The organism is Mesorhizobium sp. B2-5-3 (assembly GCF_006441005.1).
GTDB lineage: Bacteria > Pseudomonadota > Alphaproteobacteria > Rhizobiales > Rhizobiaceae > Mesorhizobium.
The window spans coordinates 72,145-87,033 of sequence record NZ_VFUS01000011.1 but is presented as its reverse complement, the minus strand read 5'-3'; the positions used below and the strand labels follow the sequence as shown (position 1 = coordinate 87,033).

At 62.8% G+C, this 14,889-nt stretch carries 18 protein-coding genes; 10 read left to right on the top strand and 8 right to left on the bottom strand.

The annotated features are described in order from the left end of the window. Positions 1-45 precede the first annotated feature (45 nt). The 6 genes from FJ867_RS23130 to FJ867_RS23105 all read left to right on the top strand — a co-directional run bounded on the left by FJ867_RS23130 (position 46) and on the right by FJ867_RS23105 (position 4,430). Positions 46-762 carry an ABC transporter permease gene (locus FJ867_RS23130; protein WP_140525212.1) on the top strand — a complete coding sequence of 239 codons (717 nt, stop codon included), beginning with the start codon at positions 46-48 and terminating at the stop codon, positions 760-762. Beyond that, complete coding sequence (locus FJ867_RS23125) at positions 759-1,583, top strand: ABC transporter permease (RefSeq protein WP_140584428.1); 825 nt, start codon at positions 759-761, stop codon at positions 1,581-1,583. The genes FJ867_RS23130 and FJ867_RS23125 overlap by 4 nt, the downstream gene beginning before the upstream one ends. Before the next feature lie 110 nt (positions 1,584-1,693). Continuing rightward, positions 1,694-2,563 carry an NAD(P)-dependent oxidoreductase gene (locus tag FJ867_RS23120; protein ID WP_140686411.1) on the top strand — a complete coding sequence of 290 codons (870 nt, stop codon included), beginning with the start codon at positions 1,694-1,696 and terminating at the stop codon, positions 2,561-2,563. 7 nt (positions 2,564-2,570) lie between these two features. Beyond that, complete coding sequence (locus FJ867_RS23115) at positions 2,571-3,275, top strand: DNA alkylation repair protein (RefSeq protein WP_140648943.1); 705 nt, start codon at positions 2,571-2,573, stop codon at positions 3,273-3,275. After that, complete coding sequence (locus FJ867_RS23110) at positions 3,235-3,813, top strand: GNAT family N-acetyltransferase (RefSeq protein ID WP_140525214.1); 579 nt, start codon at positions 3,235-3,237, stop codon at positions 3,811-3,813. The genes FJ867_RS23115 and FJ867_RS23110 overlap by 41 nt, the downstream gene beginning before the upstream one ends. Before the next feature lie 47 nt (positions 3,814-3,860). Further along, complete coding sequence (locus tag FJ867_RS23105; RefSeq protein ID WP_140498637.1) at positions 3,861-4,430, top strand: DUF3299 domain-containing protein; 570 nt, start codon at positions 3,861-3,863, stop codon at positions 4,428-4,430. 46 nt (positions 4,431-4,476) lie between these two features. Here FJ867_RS23105 and FJ867_RS23100 read toward each other — a convergent pair whose 3' ends face one another. The 4 genes from FJ867_RS23100 to FJ867_RS23085 form a co-directional block, all read right to left on the bottom strand. Further along, a complete protein-coding gene (locus tag FJ867_RS23100) occupies positions 4,477-4,968 on the bottom strand; it encodes an Lrp/AsnC family transcriptional regulator (RefSeq protein WP_006205209.1) in 492 nt (163 codons plus the stop codon). 108 nt (positions 4,969-5,076) lie between these two features. After that, positions 5,077-5,694, bottom strand: a complete 618-nt coding sequence (locus FJ867_RS23095) for a uracil-DNA glycosylase family protein (RefSeq protein WP_224518976.1) — start codon at positions 5,692-5,694, stop codon at positions 5,077-5,079. Positions 5,695-5,696: 2 nt separating this feature from the next. Further along, positions 5,697-6,308, bottom strand: a complete 612-nt coding sequence (locus FJ867_RS23090; RefSeq protein WP_140498639.1) for a glutathione S-transferase — start codon at positions 6,306-6,308, stop codon at positions 5,697-5,699. Between the two features lie 49 nt (positions 6,309-6,357). Then, the gene (locus FJ867_RS23085; RefSeq protein ID WP_140498640.1) at positions 6,358-6,981 is read right to left on the bottom strand and encodes a thermonuclease family protein; all 624 of its coding nucleotides are present in this window, start codon (positions 6,979-6,981) and stop codon (positions 6,358-6,360) included. Between the two features lie 73 nt (positions 6,982-7,054). Here FJ867_RS23085 and FJ867_RS23080 point away from each other — a divergent pair, with 73 nt between their 5' ends. Then, positions 7,055-8,575: a HAMP domain-containing sensor histidine kinase gene (locus FJ867_RS23080; RefSeq protein WP_140498641.1), complete on the top strand. Its 1,521-nt coding sequence runs from the start codon at positions 7,055-7,057 to the stop codon at positions 8,573-8,575. A gap of 37 nt (positions 8,576-8,612) precedes the next feature. Here FJ867_RS23080 and FJ867_RS23075 read toward each other — a convergent pair whose 3' ends face one another. Then, entirely contained in the window at positions 8,613-9,611 is a 999-nt protein-coding gene (locus FJ867_RS23075; protein ID WP_140498984.1) for a nicotinate-nucleotide--dimethylbenzimidazole phosphoribosyltransferase, read from the bottom strand. A gap of 160 nt (positions 9,612-9,771) precedes the next feature. On the opposite strand from FJ867_RS23075, the gene FJ867_RS23070 reads away from it, so the two are divergent. Continuing rightward, entirely contained in the window at positions 9,772-10,005 is a 234-nt protein-coding gene (locus FJ867_RS23070) for a DUF1289 domain-containing protein (protein WP_140498642.1), read from the top strand. 13 nt (positions 10,006-10,018) lie between these two features. Beyond that, positions 10,019-10,723 (top strand): TIGR02281 family clan AA aspartic protease, encoded by a 705-nt coding sequence (locus FJ867_RS23065; RefSeq protein ID WP_140498643.1) that lies wholly within the window; start codon positions 10,019-10,021, stop codon positions 10,721-10,723. Positions 10,724-10,740: 17 nt separating this feature from the next. Here the strand turns inward: FJ867_RS23065 and dusA are convergent, their stop codons facing one another. Both dusA and FJ867_RS23055 read right to left on the bottom strand, forming a co-directional pair. Further along, the gene (gene dusA / locus FJ867_RS23060) at positions 10,741-11,739 is read right to left on the bottom strand and encodes a tRNA dihydrouridine(20/20a) synthase DusA (RefSeq protein WP_140498644.1); all 999 of its coding nucleotides are present in this window, start codon (positions 11,737-11,739) and stop codon (positions 10,741-10,743) included. A gap of 456 nt (positions 11,740-12,195) precedes the next feature. Further along, positions 12,196-12,498 carry a DUF982 domain-containing protein gene (locus tag FJ867_RS23055; RefSeq protein WP_140498645.1) on the bottom strand — a complete coding sequence of 101 codons (303 nt, stop codon included), beginning with the start codon at positions 12,496-12,498 and terminating at the stop codon, positions 12,196-12,198. Positions 12,499-12,826: 328 nt separating this feature from the next. On the opposite strand from FJ867_RS23055, the gene FJ867_RS23050 reads away from it, so the two are divergent. Continuing rightward, positions 12,827-14,284, top strand: coding sequence for an NCS1 family nucleobase:cation symporter-1 (locus tag FJ867_RS23050; protein ID WP_140498646.1), 1,458 nt, complete (start codon positions 12,827-12,829; stop codon positions 14,282-14,284). A gap of 53 nt (positions 14,285-14,337) precedes the next feature. Here FJ867_RS23050 and FJ867_RS23045 read toward each other — a convergent pair whose 3' ends face one another. Continuing rightward, complete coding sequence (locus FJ867_RS23045) at positions 14,338-14,889, bottom strand: DUF1697 domain-containing protein (protein WP_140557176.1); 552 nt, start codon at positions 14,887-14,889, stop codon at positions 14,338-14,340.

Below are 14,889 nucleotides of genomic sequence, written 5' to 3'. Positions count from 1 at the left end.
CTGCCGCTTTACCCGATCTGGGAGCTCTGGAGATAACACCACTCGATGCCAGCCCAAAGCATATGGACACTTCTCAGTTGGGGACCCAATGGCTGGCTTGACGATATCGCCTATGGCGCGGTGGTCACCATCGCGCTGGCGCTCGCCACGCTTCCGATCGGCCTGACGATCGGCTTTTTCATTGCCTGGGCAAAGCAATCCGAAGAGCCTTCGCTGCGGCTGGCCGCGAACATTTACACCACCATGTTTCGCGGCCTTCCGGAGCTGGTGACGCTCTTCCTGTTCTTCTTCGGCATGCCCATCCTGCTGCAATACATCATCCGCTTCTTCAGGCCCGAGGCGACGATCGATGTCGACAGCTTCATCGCCGGCATGATCGTGCTCTCGTTGATCTTCTCTTCCTATGCCAGCGAGGTATTCCTTTCGGCCTTTCGCGCCATTCCGAAGGGCCAGTATGAGGGCGGCTATGCGATCGGTCTGTCGAAGTGGCTGACCATGCGCAAGGTGATCCTGCCTCAATTGCTGCGCATCGCCTTCCCCGGTCTCGAGAATTGCTGGCTCAGCCTGCTCAAGGACACAGCCCTGGTCTCGGTCGTCAACCTCGCCGAGACCTTGCGCAATGCGGGCGTCGCGGCGCGCGTCACCAAACATTCGTTCCTGTTCTACAGCGTCGCGGCGCTGGTCTTTCTCATCCTGGCAATCCTGTCTTCGATCGCCACCGGCTTCATCTTGCGGTCGCTCGGACAGAGGGAAGCGCGATGAGCGTCACCGACACCATTGCCGTCGAACGGCCGCCGCCGCCGGCGCGCGGCTGGCCGCGTGCCCGTATCGTGGGATACGCACTCGTCGGCCTCTGGATCCTCTTCGGCTTCGGTATACTGGCCTATCTGGTCTCCGCGTGGAACGGCGAGTTCTTCGCACGATATGCGCCGGCCTATCTGCAGGGACTTGGAACCACCCTGTCGCTGGTGGCGGTGTCGATGGTGGCCGGCGCCATCCTGTCGCTGCCCGTCACCTATGGCCGCATGTCGAACAACCGGTTGCTGTCGTGGCCCGCCTATTGCTACGTCTATTTCTTCCGCGGCACGCCGCTGCTGGTTCAGGTCTATCTGGTCTATTACGGGGTCGGTTCTTTCCGCGTGCAGCTCGAATCGGTCGGGCTATGGTGGTTCTTCCGCGACGCCTTCAACTGCGGCGTGTTCGCCTTTGCGCTCAACACGGCCGCCTATCAGGCCGAAATCCTGCGCGGCGCCATAGAGAGCGTTCCAAGGGGCCAGTGGGAAGGCGCCGCTTCGCTCGGCCTGCACAAGCTGCAGACGCTGCGCAAGGTCATTCTGCCCCAGGCGATCATCGTGGCCTTGCGACCCTACGGCAATGAACTCGTTCTGATGATCAAGGCCTCCGCCATCGTCGCCATCATCACCGTCTACGACCTGATGGGCAATGCGAAACTCGCCTACGCCAAATCCTTCGACTTCCAGGCCTATGTCTGGGTGGCAATCGTCTATCTGGTGATGGTCGAGATCCTGCGCCACGGTGTCGAATGGATCGAGCGCCGGATCACCATTCACCTGAAACGGTAAGCCTACCTGATCTGTGCCAGTCGATGGCGCGGCGCGCGGCTTGACGAATCCGCCGCATGGCCTAGACCTTCCGCAACTGCAATCTCTGCTCCCGTCGGAAGGAACAAGCCATGGCATCGGTGGCATTTCTCGGTCTTGGCGTCATGGGCTATCCCATGGCCGCGCATCTGAAGAACAAGGGCGGCCACGACGTCACCGTCTACAACCGCACCAGGGCGAAGGCCGAGCAATGGGTCGCCCAGCATGGCGGCGCTCTCGCCCTGACGCCGGCACAGGCTGCCGAAGGCAAGGACTTTGTTTTCTCGTGCGTGGGCAATGACGACGATCTGCGTTCGGTGACGACGGCAAAGGACGGTGCCTTTCAGGCCGTGAAAAAGGGCGCCGTCTACATCGACAACACCACGGCATCGGCCGAGGTCGCGCGCGAGTTGGCCGAGGCCGCACAGGAGCGCGGCTTCTCGTTCCTCGATGCGCCGGTCTCCGGCGGCCAGGCCGGCGCCGAAAACGGCATTCTGACCGTCATGGTCGGCGGCGATCAGGCAGCCTTCGACAAAGCCAGGCCCGTCATCGACGCCTATGCCCGGATGATCGGGCTTATGGGACCGGCAGGCGCCGGCCAGCTCACCAAGATGATCAACCAAATCTGCATCGCCGGGCTGGTGCAGGGACTGTCCGAAGGCATCCATTTCGGCAGGAAGGCCGGGCTCGACATCGAGAAGGTCATCGATGTGATCTCCAAGGGCGCAGCGGGCTCGTGGCAGATGGAGAACCGGCACAAGACGATGAATGCAGGCAAATACGACTTCGGCTTCGCGGTCGACTGGATGCGCAAGGATCTCGGCATCTGCCTTGATGAAGCCGACCGCAACGGGGCCAGACTGCCCGTGACGGCGCTCGTCGACCAGTTCTATAAGGACGTCCAGGCGATGGGCGGCAGGCGCTGGGACACATCCTCACTGCTGGCGAGGCTGGAAAAGTAGAACGCAAATGTCCCTGCCCTGCCCGAGCTGGAGCGCGGACGACATCGTCGCTCACCTGCGCTCGATAGGCACGCAGGAAAACCGCGCCGGCATGGCCCGGTTCGGCATCAACACCGCGACGGCGCTTGGTGTAGGCAATTCGGATTTGCGGCCGCTGGCGCGCAAGCTGAAGCGCAATCACGAGCGGGCGCTTGCCCTGTGGGACAGCGGTGTTCGCGAGGCGCGGCTGGTGGCGGCGTTCACCGGGGAGCCGAAAAGGATCACGGCCGAGCAGTGCCGCCGCTGGGCCGGCGATTTCGATTCCTGGGAGATCGTAGACAGCGTTTCGGATCTCTTTGCTGAAACGCCGTTCCGGCGTGAGTTGATCGAGGAGTTTGCTGCCGACGAACGCGAGTTCGTGCGCCGCGCCGGCTTTGCCATGGTGGCGTGGAGCGCAGTACATCTGAAGCAGGAGCCGGACGCGACGTTTCTCGCCTATCTGCCGTTGATCGGGGCGCATGCCGGCGATCCGCGCAATTTCGTCAGGAAGGCGGTCAGCTGGGCGCTGCGGCAGATTGGCAAACGCTCGGCGGCGCTGCATGCCCCTGCCCTTGCGCTAGCGCAAAAGTTGGCCGGATCATCCGACAAGACGGCGCGCTGGATCGGCCGGGACGCCGTGAAGGAGTTAACGGATGCCAAAAGGCTGGAACGGCTCACCTCCAGAAAAAGCTGATCTTGCCGATATCCGGTTCACGGAGGTGACGCCGGCAACACGCGGCGACTTCGAGATATTGTTCGAGCAGCCGGGTGCGCCAAAATATTGCTGGTGCATGGCGTGGCGGCAGTCCGTCCGCGAGCACATCCCGAATGATGAGAAAAAGCGCCAGATGATGGCACTTATCGATGCCGGCAGGCCGGTCGGCATCCTCGCCCAGATCGACGGCAAGACCGTTGCCTGGTGTTCGGTCGCGCCGCGCGAAACCTACCGAAGGCTTTCAAAGCGGCAGGACGACAGCGAGACGGGGGTATGGTCGATCGTCTGCTTTTATGTGCCAAGGGCTTTGCGCGGCCGCGGTTTTGCTTCCGCATTGCTCGATGCGGCCATTGACCACGCGTTCGCCAAGGGGGCGCATATCATTGAGGCCTATCCGGTGGGCGAGGCATCGCCGAGCTACCGTTTCATGGGGTTTCGCGACATGTTTGCGGCGCGCGGCTTTCACGACGCCGGCATGACCGGTTCTCGCCGGCATGTAATGCGGCTCGAGCGTTGACGTCGCCGGTGGCGGTGTCTTTACTCGAACGCAAAGGAAAACGTCCGATGACCAAACGTCTCATAGCCATGGCAGCGTTCGCAGGCGCAATGTCGGCATTTACAGCCGCCCTCGCTTCGGCCGAGACCACACACATATTCTGGAAGGATCTGCGCCCGGCGACCCAGGCGGTTGCCGAAGAAGCTGGCCTGCCGATGATCGCGGCAAAATTGCCCGATCGCGGCGAGACGTTATCCCTCGGCCTGCAGGACAAGACCATACAAATAGCCGGCTATGCGTTGCCGGTCGATCGCGAAGGCGATCTTGTCTATCAATTCCTACTGGTGCCGTGGACCGGCGCCTGCAGCCACATGCCGACACCACCACCCAACCAGATCGTCCTGGTCACCCCGGCTCAGCCCTACAAAATATCGCGGGCCTACCAGCCGGTTTCCGTAACCGGCGCGCTGAAACCAGGCATGGAGAAGAGCCAGCTTTTCATCCTGGACGGCGTCTCGGTCATCCAGTCGGGCTATACCGTGCGCAAGGCAGACGTGACCGGCGTCGACACCGTGCCGGACACAATAACCCTACCGGTCAACTCGCCTTGGACTTTCCTCAACAAAAAGAAGAACTAAGCAAGGCGAGCTTGCGTGACCTTGCATGCACCAAGGCCACGCGCGCTCAGGCCGCGTTCGCGCCCGATTCCTTGTCCAGCACCATGTAATCGAGCGGGATTTCGGTCGTGTACTTGATCTGCTCCATGGCGAAGGAGGACGAGACGTCGCGAATCTCGATCTTGGCGATCAGCCGCTTATAGAAGGCATCATAGGCTGCAATGTCGGGCACCACGACACGCAGGAGGTAGTCGACATCGCCGCTCATGCGGTAGAACTCGACCACCTCGGGGAATTCCTGGATGACTTCGGAAAAACGCCGCAGCCATTCATGGCTGTGCGAATTGGTGCGGATCGAGACGAAGACGGTGACCCGCACATTGACCTTTTCATGATCGAGAATGGCGACACGCCGCTTGATGACGCCCTCTTCCTCGAGCTTCTGGATGCGCCGCCAGCAAGGGGTCGTCGACAGTCCCACTTTCTTGGCGACATCTGCGACCGCGAGCGTCGCGTCCTCCTGCAGGAGGCGGAGAATTTTTCGGTCAAGGCGGTCCATTGAAAGCTCCTGAAGGAATGGATTGGCCATAATCGGCGTTATTATAGGCTTCCACAAGAAAAAAATTCTGCTGATTGGCGGAAAAGCCGGTGGTTTCTTGCTGAATGTCTAACCGAGGCGATAGCGGATTTCCGACCTGAGGAAAGGCAGCAAATCCATTTCAAACCAGGGATTCCGCTTCAGCCAGCCGGTGTTGCGCCAGGACGGATGCGGCAGCGGCAGCACCTTCTGGCCAGCGGATTTCTCCCAGATGGAGCGCCAGTCCCTCACCGTTTCCGTCAGGGACGGGCGCCGCGCGGCACCCATGTGCCAGGACTGCGCGTAGATGCCGATCGTCAGCACCAAGTCGATCTGCGGCATGAGCCCCATCAACGGCGCGCGCCAGGCCGGCGCGCATTCACGCCTTGGCGGCAAGTCGCTGCCCTTGGCGTCCTGGCCGGGGAAACAGAAGCCCATCGGCACGATAGCGAACTTCTCGGTGTCGTAGAACTCCTCGCTGGTGACGCCGAGCCAGTCTCGCAGCCGGTCGCCCGAAGCATCGGTGAACGGCATGCCCGACAGATGCACCTTGGTTCCCGGCGCCTGGCTGGCAATCAGGATGCGGGCATTCGACGAGGGTCGCAGCACCGGGCGCGGTTCGTGCGGCAGTGGCCGGCCGATCGGATTGTCGACGCAGATGCGGCAGGCGCGAACCGTCGCGGCGAAGCTTTCGAGTTCCGCAGTCATCCTCAGGCCGCGGCACTCGGCCGGCTCGAAACCATCCGATACCAGCGCAACACATTGCTGCACTCGTCCGGCACCTTGATGCGCGCCGGTTTCATAAAATCGATGGCGATCATCCCGGTGATATCGGCGATCGAATAGGCGTCGCCGGCGGCGAATTCGCGGGTTCCCAGCTCGCCGTCGAGAAGTCGCAGGAATTCGATTGCCTTCGGCTTGTTGGCCTCGCCCCACTCGGGAATCTGCGGGATCTCCCATTCCTTCATGGCCGGATGGGTGTGGCGGAAAGCTTGCGCGACGCAGGTCAGCAGGTTGAATTCCATCCGCCTTTGCCACATCTCGACCTGCGCCTTGCCGAGCGCCCCGCGACCGAACAGTGCGGGCTCGGGATTGAGTTCCTCGAAATAGCGGCAGATGGCGACGGACTCGGTGATGACGGTGCCGTCGTCAAGCTCCAGCACCGGCAGTCGCCGCAGTGGATTGCGCGAGCTGACCGCCTGTTGCCTGTGTTCCAGCGCGCCCATGTCGACGGACACCAGCGGAACCGCGATTCCCTTCTCGGCCAGAAAAACGCGAACCCGCCTTGGGTTGGGCGCCCGGCCGCCGTCGAAGAGCTTCATTCGATCCTCCAGTTCTTGCCGGTGACGGCAGGGTTCAGCTTCCGCCGGCTTACCAGAAGCGGAAAATCTCTCGCACGGCATCGGCGATGGAGGCGAGCGTGCCATGTTTTCTCTCGACGGACTCGCCATGGTGGCTGTCGCGCCAATCTTGCGGCTGGTCGAATGTACCTGCCCAGATGCCGGCCCTTGCCGCGCGCGCGATGGCTTCCTCGCTCTCGTAATCGCCGAAAGCGACCGCCCAGCCTGCCTCGACCTGTGCGCGGTTGAGATCGGTATCGCCCGCCTTGCAATCGCCGAGCAGCCGGCCGTAACGATCGCGCTGCCAGCCGCTGCAGATGACGGGCCTGCCGGCGATCAGGCGCACCAGAGATTGGCGCGCAAGCGTGCCACAGGAATAATCGGCGCCGTTCTTGCGGCAGGTCTGGGTGTATTCCGGCGCGTCGATGCCGCGCATGCGGATGCGTTCGGCCCCGAGCGTGATCGAGTCGCCATCATTGATGATGGCGACGCCCTGTGTCTTTCGCGTCTCCACGCGATCGAGGCGCGCCGCAAGCACGATCAGCAGCCCCAGAACGATGACCGTCAGCCCATAGTCCAGCAATTTGCGCCATGGGGTTCGCGGGCGCGGCGCAGCGTACCGCCGGCGCGGTCCTTGCGACCAGGAACGGCTCATATGGCAAACGGTTGGTTAATCATTCGAACGTAGCTTAACACCTTGAAATGCCGCCCGCATAATTGAAGTCTTCATGCCTTTGCAACGCTCGAACACAGCGGACAAATTCATTGTGGACCGCAGGAAACGCCATCGCAACAGCGATGTCGCGCGCGCGGTGCGCAAGACGCGCGACCGTCTTTCGCAACAGGCCGGCAATCCGGATTTCGATCGCGAACTGCTGAGACTCCATGCGCGCGCGATGACCAGCGGGGCCATTGCCATTCCGCTGCTCGTCCTGGCGATCGCCGCGCTTGGCCGGCTGGCCGGCATCGGCAATGAGATCATTCTCTGGGCGCTGTTCACCCTGACCTGCTACACGATGTTGGCTTTCATGGCGCGCCGCGTCGAACGCGTGGAAGCGTCCGATCTTAACCCGTTGCAAACCCAGAGAGAATTCCTGTTCGCACATTTCCTGTGCGGCCTCGGCTGGGGCTGGTTCGTCTGGCTCGGCTGCGGTGCCTGCGCGGTCGACCAGTTTCAGGTGGTCAAGGCCGTGGTGCTGCTGCTTGCCATGGCCGGAACCGCTATCATGGCCTCATCCCTGCGCGGGGCGTTGCTGGCGACTTTCGCTGTTCCGGTGACGCTTTACGCCTACGCCGAAATAAGGCTGTGGATGCCGGTCGGGGCGATCATGGCCGTACTGCTCGTTCTTTCGCTGCCTTTCTTTGCCTATATCGCGCGGAACCTCAACCGCTCCTCCCTGATGCTTTTGTCGTTCCGCTCCGAAAAGGACGCACTGATCGCCGAAGTCGAGACCGCGAAATCGATGTCGGACGAGGCGCGGCGGCGCGCGGAAGATGCCAATCTGGCCAAATCGCGCTTTCTTGCCTCGATGAGCCATGAATTGCGCACGCCGCTCAACGCAATTCTCGGTTTTTCCGAAGTGATGTCGAACGAAGTGCTGGGGCCGATGAGCAATCCCACTTATCGCGACTATGCCCATGACGTGCACGAATCCGGCCAGCATCTTCTCGACCTCATCAACGAGATCCTCGACCTGTCGCGCATCGAGGCCGGCCGGTACCAGCTCAATGAAGAGCCGGTGATGCTGCTCGGCATTGTCGAGGATTGCTGCCACATGATGGAGTTGAAGGCGCGCAACAAGGATATCCGCGTCATTCAGGATTTCGAACATGCCTTGCCGCGCCTGTTCGCCGACGAGCGCGCGGTGCGCCAGATCACCCTCAACCTCTTGTCCAACGCGATCAAGTTCACCGCTACCGGCGGCGAAATCCGCGTGCGCGTCGGCTGGACGGCCGGCGGCGGACAATACATCTCGGTCAGGGACAACGGCCCCGGCATACCGGAAGACGAGATCCCGGTAGTGCTTTCGGCCTTCGGCCAGGGTTCGATCGCCATCAAGAGCGCCGAACAGGGCACCGGACTTGGTCTGCCGATCGTGCAGGGCCTGCTCGCCATGCATGGCGGCGAATTCCAACTTCATTCCAAGCTGCGCGAAGGCACAGAGGCGATTGCCATCTTCCCGCTGAGCCGGGTAATGGAGGAACTCCCGGCCCTGCCGACCGCGGCGGTCGCGGCGCGTCGGCGTTGACGCGCCTCATGCGTGGAATGAGCGACGAATGCTCGGCCTAGCCGCGAACGGCCGCGGCCATGCCCGAACTGGTCAGTGCCGCTGCCTTGATTAGGCCGGCGGCAAGTGCCGCGCCTACTCCCTCGCCGTGGCCGACGCCGAGGTCAAGCAAGGGGCGAAGGCCAAGGCGCTCGGCGGCCTGCGCATGCGCGGGCTCCGGCGACAGGCCGGCGAGCAGGCAATGATCCAGTGTCGCAGGATTTGCGGCATGCAGCACCGCCGCCGCGGCCGTTGCCGCAACTCCGTCGAGCAGCACGGGGATTCTCTGCATCCGTGCCGCAAGGATGGCGCCGGCTATCGCCGCGAACTCACGGCCACCGAGCCGGCGCAGCACCTCCAACGGTTCATCGAGATGGCCGGCGTGGAAAGCCAGCGCCGCATCGACCACCTCCGCCTTGCGCGCCTGCATCGCCGCATCGGCGCCGGAGCCCGGGCCGACCCAATCGGTGCCCTTGCCGCCCAACACGGCCGCGAACAGGGCCGCGGCGACGGTGGAATTGCCGACGCCCAGATCGCCGAGGCAAAGCAGGTCGGCGCCGCCGGCGATCGCCTCCATGCCGAAGGCCATGGTCGCGGCGCAACCCCGCTCGTCGAGTGCGGCATCCTGCGTGATGTCGGCTGTCGGAATATGCAAGGCGAGATCGAAAACCTTCAGCCCGAGGTCGTTGGCGACGCAGACCTGGTTGATCGCTGCACCGCCGGCCGCACACAGTTCGACGGCGTTGGCGGTCGCCGCCACGACTCTCGGCGAGACGCCGTGCCTGACAACACCATGGTTGCCGGCAAAGACCGCGACCAGAGGCCGCGTCACTGCCGGCGGCGCACGGCCGCTCCATGCTGCCAGCCAGGCAGCGATATCCTCGATGCGACCAAGCGAGTTCCTTGGCTTGTCCGCCTTGGCGAACAGCGTTCGCACACGGGCCTCGGCTGTCGTGTCGGCCGCCGGCAGGTTGGCCAGCAGGTTACGGAAATCGTCGAAGGGCTGTGCTCTGGTCATGTCGTGGAAATCGTCCTTGCAGATGGCAGCGGCATAGCCGCCCTCGTGCGCCGGCACAACCTCCCGCGCCTGATGTAAAAGCGGCCGCGAGCGACGCATTCCCGAGGGCTTGCAAAGGCCATGCCGTTGCACCATGTGGAAGTCAGCCAAGGAAACATTCATGACGGCCATCGAATCCCCATGCATTCTGGTCTGTTCGATCGATATGAAGACCGGTTTCTGTTTCGGGTGCGGCCGCACCCGGGACGAGATCGGCGCCTGGATCGACATGACGGCGCAGGCGCGCCGTAACGTCATGGCCCAACTGCCTGCAAGGCTGGAGACGGTCGAGCGCCGGCCGCGCCGCGAAACCCGCCGCACCCGTATGGCACGGGAACGCGACGCGCTCTCGTGAACGGATTGCCGACATGAACCGCCTGTTCTGGATCCTGATGCTCGTCATCGGCGTCGGCGCGGTGCTGCTGATGTTCAACGATTCCGCCGGCAATACGCTCGGCGTCGAGAACGATGATTTCGGCCGGTTGATCTGGCTGGGCGCCTTCGGCGCGCTCATCGGCGCCGGCCTTCTAAGGTCGGGCCGCCCGCTCAGCGCCATGGCGCGCAATCTCGGCGCGTGGGCGGCGATCGCGCTCGCGCTGATCGCCGGCTATCAATATCGCTACGAATTGCAGGATTTCGCCAACCGGGTAACCGCTGGCCTTGTTCCCGGCAGCCCGCTGGCGCTGGGCATCGAGGACGGCCATGCCACCGTGACGCTCGACAAGGCCGACAATGGCCATTTCGAGGCGCGCATCCTGATCAACGGCGCGCCAGTGCGCACGGTGGTCGACACAGGAGCGACCAGCACCGTGTTGACGTCGCAGGACGCCCAGGCAGCCGGGATCAATCCCGCCGCTCTCGATTTCACCATACCGGTCTCGACCGCCAACGGCACGGCGCGCGCCGCGGCTGTGAAAACCAACGAACTGGCCATCGGCGGCATCGTGCGAAAGAATATGCCGGTGATGGTCGCGGCACCCGGTATGCTTGGCCAGAGCCTGCTCGGCATGAACTTCATCAGTTCGCTGTCCGGCTTCGACGTGCGCGGCGACCGGATGACCCTCCGGGATTGACGTTCGGCGAAAGCGGTTCAGGCGGCCTTGTCGACCGCCCCGCTGAGGTCGACCGCAGCGAACGCCGTCTTCAGCACCTGCGGCCCAGCGCCGGGGCGCGTTGCATCCGTGGAGAGGATCTGGCGGTAGCGGCGCGCACCGGGCAATCCATGGAATAGCCCGACCATGTGGCGGGTGACATGACCGAGCCGCCCGCCCTGTTCGACATGGCGTGCGGCGTAGCCGGCCATGACGTCGATCAGCGCGGCGAAATCGAAGGGAACGGTCCGCTCTCCATAAAACATGGAATCGACGCCGGTCAGAATGCCTGGAGTATGGTAGGCGGCGCGGCCGAGCATGGCGCCGTCGAGGTGCTGGAGATGCGTCTGCGCCTCTTCAAGCGATTGAATACCGCCATTGATGCCGATGAATTCGCTCGTTTTTCTCGTCTTCAGCCGATAGACGCGACCGTAGTCGAGCGGCGGGATGTCGCGGTTTTCCTTGGGGCTCAGCCCCTCCAGCCATGCCTTGCGTGCATGCACCCAAAGGGCGTCGGCGCCGGCCGCGAAAACGCCGTCTGCAAGCGCATCCAGCGCCGGCTCGGGATCCTGCTCGTCGACGCCGATGCGGCATTTGACGGTTACGGGAATGGTCACGGCCGCCTTCATCGCCGCGACACAGTCGGCGACGAGGTCAGGCACCTTCATCAGGCAGGCGCCGAACGTACCGGACTGGACGCGGTCCGACGGGCAGCCGACATTGAGGTTGATTTCCTCATAGCCGAAAGCCTGGCCGATGCGCGCCGCCTCGGCCAGCTTCCCCGGATCGGAGCCGCCGAGCTGCAGCGCGACCGGATGTTCCGCCTCATCAAAACCAAGCAGGCGCTCGCGCGCGCCCTGGATGACCGCGTCCGCCACCACCATCTCGGTGTAGAGCAACGCACGGCGAGTCAGCTGGCGATGGAAGAACCGGCAATGGCGGTCCGTCCAATCCATCATCGGGGCGATTGCCACCTTATGCTCTTGGTATCTCGACATTTTTTGCGTCAATTGGTTGGTTGATGCGGGCGGTATGGCCACCAATCCTCATATCGGCGACATATGCGAAGTAGGCAAGCCCCTCGCTCGAGCAGTAAGTCTGAAGGCGGTCCTTCTGCGCCTGCCAAATCCTATGGCCTGAAGTGCTGTCTTCTCGTTTTTTTCGAGTGCTGGGCGAAATCGCTCCAAGAAATCGGAAGCTTGCACCCCCTTGCTACACCGCAGGAGAGCGGCACGCCGTTTTGCGACCTGGTCGATAGTCTTTCAACTGCGGCGAACAAGACGGGGGACCGCCTTTCCAGGATTGGCTGCTTTCCGAAGTTGCCGACCACAAGCAGGTGGTGGCCATCCTGGGCCGCGCCGCATTAGGCGTTCGCCGACGCCATGGCAAACGGACAAACAGTCGATCGGCGCCGGGGGTCGGCGCCGATTTTCGACTACAGCCGGTTCAGAACGTTACCGCCGCAGCGCGTACACGCGCCCAGCTGGCTCGCTGCCCACCGACAAGGCCATGTCGTCATCCAGAAGCCGCGTGATCCGGGCGAAGCCGGTGAACGCCTTCCTGGCTTCTTCAGCCGACATCTGCCCCGACAGGGCGGCCGCGCAGCAGTTCAGCGCGCATTGATAGACAGGGCCACGTCGCCCGGTCGGCCATTTACGCAAAAACATCATGGCCTCGGCAACACTGTCGATTTCCTCGATAGGGTGTCCCTGCCCGCGTGAAATCCGCACGGGCGAAAAAAAATGCAAATAGTCCATCATATCCTCCCGCTCGGTCGCGACGTGTTCGACCGAACCCCATCAAACGCGCCATCATCCACTTGGTTCCATAAAAAACGTACGCTTGGCAAAAAAAGGGCAGGTTTGCCCGTCGCGGCTCCGATGTCGTCGCGCCGGCGCTTGAAAGCGCCACGAACCCGACTCGCCGATCAGAGGGCAAGCATCATGCCGCGCGACAATGGCGATCCCCATTGAATATCTTTAAGGCCAAAGCCGGCAAATCAGCCGATTGCCCCTTCCCTCGCGTCAGGCGTAACCTTGACGGTCAACGCGTGAGGGCGCGTGCTGCAAGAAGGGGACAATTGCAATGACGATACAAGGCGCATCGCCGGATCTATATAACGAAGATCTCGCACCGGCCAAGATACGAAACTGGGGACCATTCTCGATCTTCAACGTCTGGACGTCGGACGTGCACAGCCTCTGGGGTTACTATCTCGCCGCCAGCCTTTTCCTGTTCTGCGGCGGTTTCGTCAACTTCATCATCGCCATCGGCATCGGCTCGCTCGTCATCTACGCGCTGATGAACATGGTCGGCTATGCCGGCGTGAAGACCGGCGTGCCTTACCCAGTGCTCGCCCGCGCCTCGTTCGGCATATGGGGCGCCAACATACCGGCGCTGGTGCGCGCCATCGTCGCCTGCTTCTGGTACGGCGCACAGACGGCGGCCGCTTCCGGCGCCATTGTCGCGCTGCTGATCCGCTCGCAATGGTTCGCCGATTTCAACGCCAACACCCATTTCCTCGGCCACTCCGGGCTGGAAGTGATCTGCTTCGTGGTCATCTGGGCGCTGCAGCTGCTGATTATCCAGAACGGCATGGAGACGGTGCGCCGCTTCCAGGATTGGGCCGGGCCAGCCGTGTGGGTGATGATGCTGATCCTGGCCGTCTATCTCTGTGTCAAAGCCGGGACCTTCGCCTTCACCAGTGACATTCCGATGGAGGTGCTGCTCGAAAAGACCAAGGATGCGGGCGTGCCAGGTACGCCGGGATCGTGGACGTCGCTGTTCGCCGTCGCCGCGATCTGGGTGACCTATTTTTCGGCCCTCTATCTCAACTTCTGCGATTTCGCCCGCTATGCACCGGACAAGGCATCGCTGCGCAAGGGCAATATCTGGGGCCTGCCGATCAATCTCATCCTGTTCTCGCTGGTCGCTGGCGTCACCACCATTGCCGCTTACGACGTCTATCACGAGGTGCTGCTGCACCCCGACCAGATATCGGCGAAATTCGGCAGCTGGTTCCTGGCCGCGCTCGCCGCCTTGACCTTCGCGGTGGCGACGCTCGGCATCAATGTCGTGGCCAACTTCGTCTCGCCGGCCTTCGACTTCTCTAACGTCTTCCCGCGCCAGATCGACTTCAAGAAGGGCGGCTACATCGCGGCACTGATCGCGCTCGTGCTCTATCCCTTCGCGCCTTGGGAAGGCAGCGCTGCGTCCTTCGTCAACATCATCGGTGCGACGATGGGGCCGATCTTCGGCGTCATGATGGTCGACTACTACCTGATCCGGAAGGGCGAGGTCGACGTCGAAGCGCTTTATCGCGAGGACGGCGAGTTCCGCTTCCAGGGCGGCTGGCATGTCAATGCCTTCATCGCTGCCGGCATTGGCGCCGTCTTCTCCTCGATCCTGCCGAACTTCACCAACTGGCTGCCATCCTGGTGGGGCGTCTATGGCTGGTTCTTCGGCGTCGGGATTGCCGGCATCATCTACTACGTGCTGCGCACCGCGGCCGTGGGTGCCGGCGCCAAGACGGCGAAGGCCTGAAATGGGGCAGTAGGCAGGAAAGGTAGGGAAAGCAGACGGCTTCCCCCTACTGCCTACTGCCTACTGCCTACTCCTACCATCTCGGCCAATCGGCGCACCGTGTTCCAGTTGCGCGACGTACCGACGCCCAGGCGTTTGTGATTGGCGGCCGCGAGCAGCCGTGAACTCGGTCGTGCCCGCGAAAAGACGACCCAGATGTCGCCGCCGCGTGACATCACCTTCTCATCGGCGGCGGCATAGGTCTCGAGCGCCGCCGCCGCATCATCGGGCACGGGCTTGCGCATTATCCGGACCGCCACCTGGTCACCGGTCTCGGCGGATTCAGCCGGAAACGGATTGCCGGCCGCGAGCCTCAGCCAATCTTCGGCAGCGCGCACGATGATATCGACATGGCGGCCGAAAGCTTTTTTGAAGGCGGCTTCCAGACGCTGCTCGAGACCGGCGACGTCCGTCGCCGGCGCCTCGAAGACAAGATTGCCCGTCGCCACGAGCGTACGGACATTCTTCAGCCCGAGGCCTTCCGCCATCGCCCTCAGGTCGGACATCACGACCCGGCGCCCTTCTCCCAGGACGATGCTGTAGAGAAGGGCGACATAGGTCTGCAT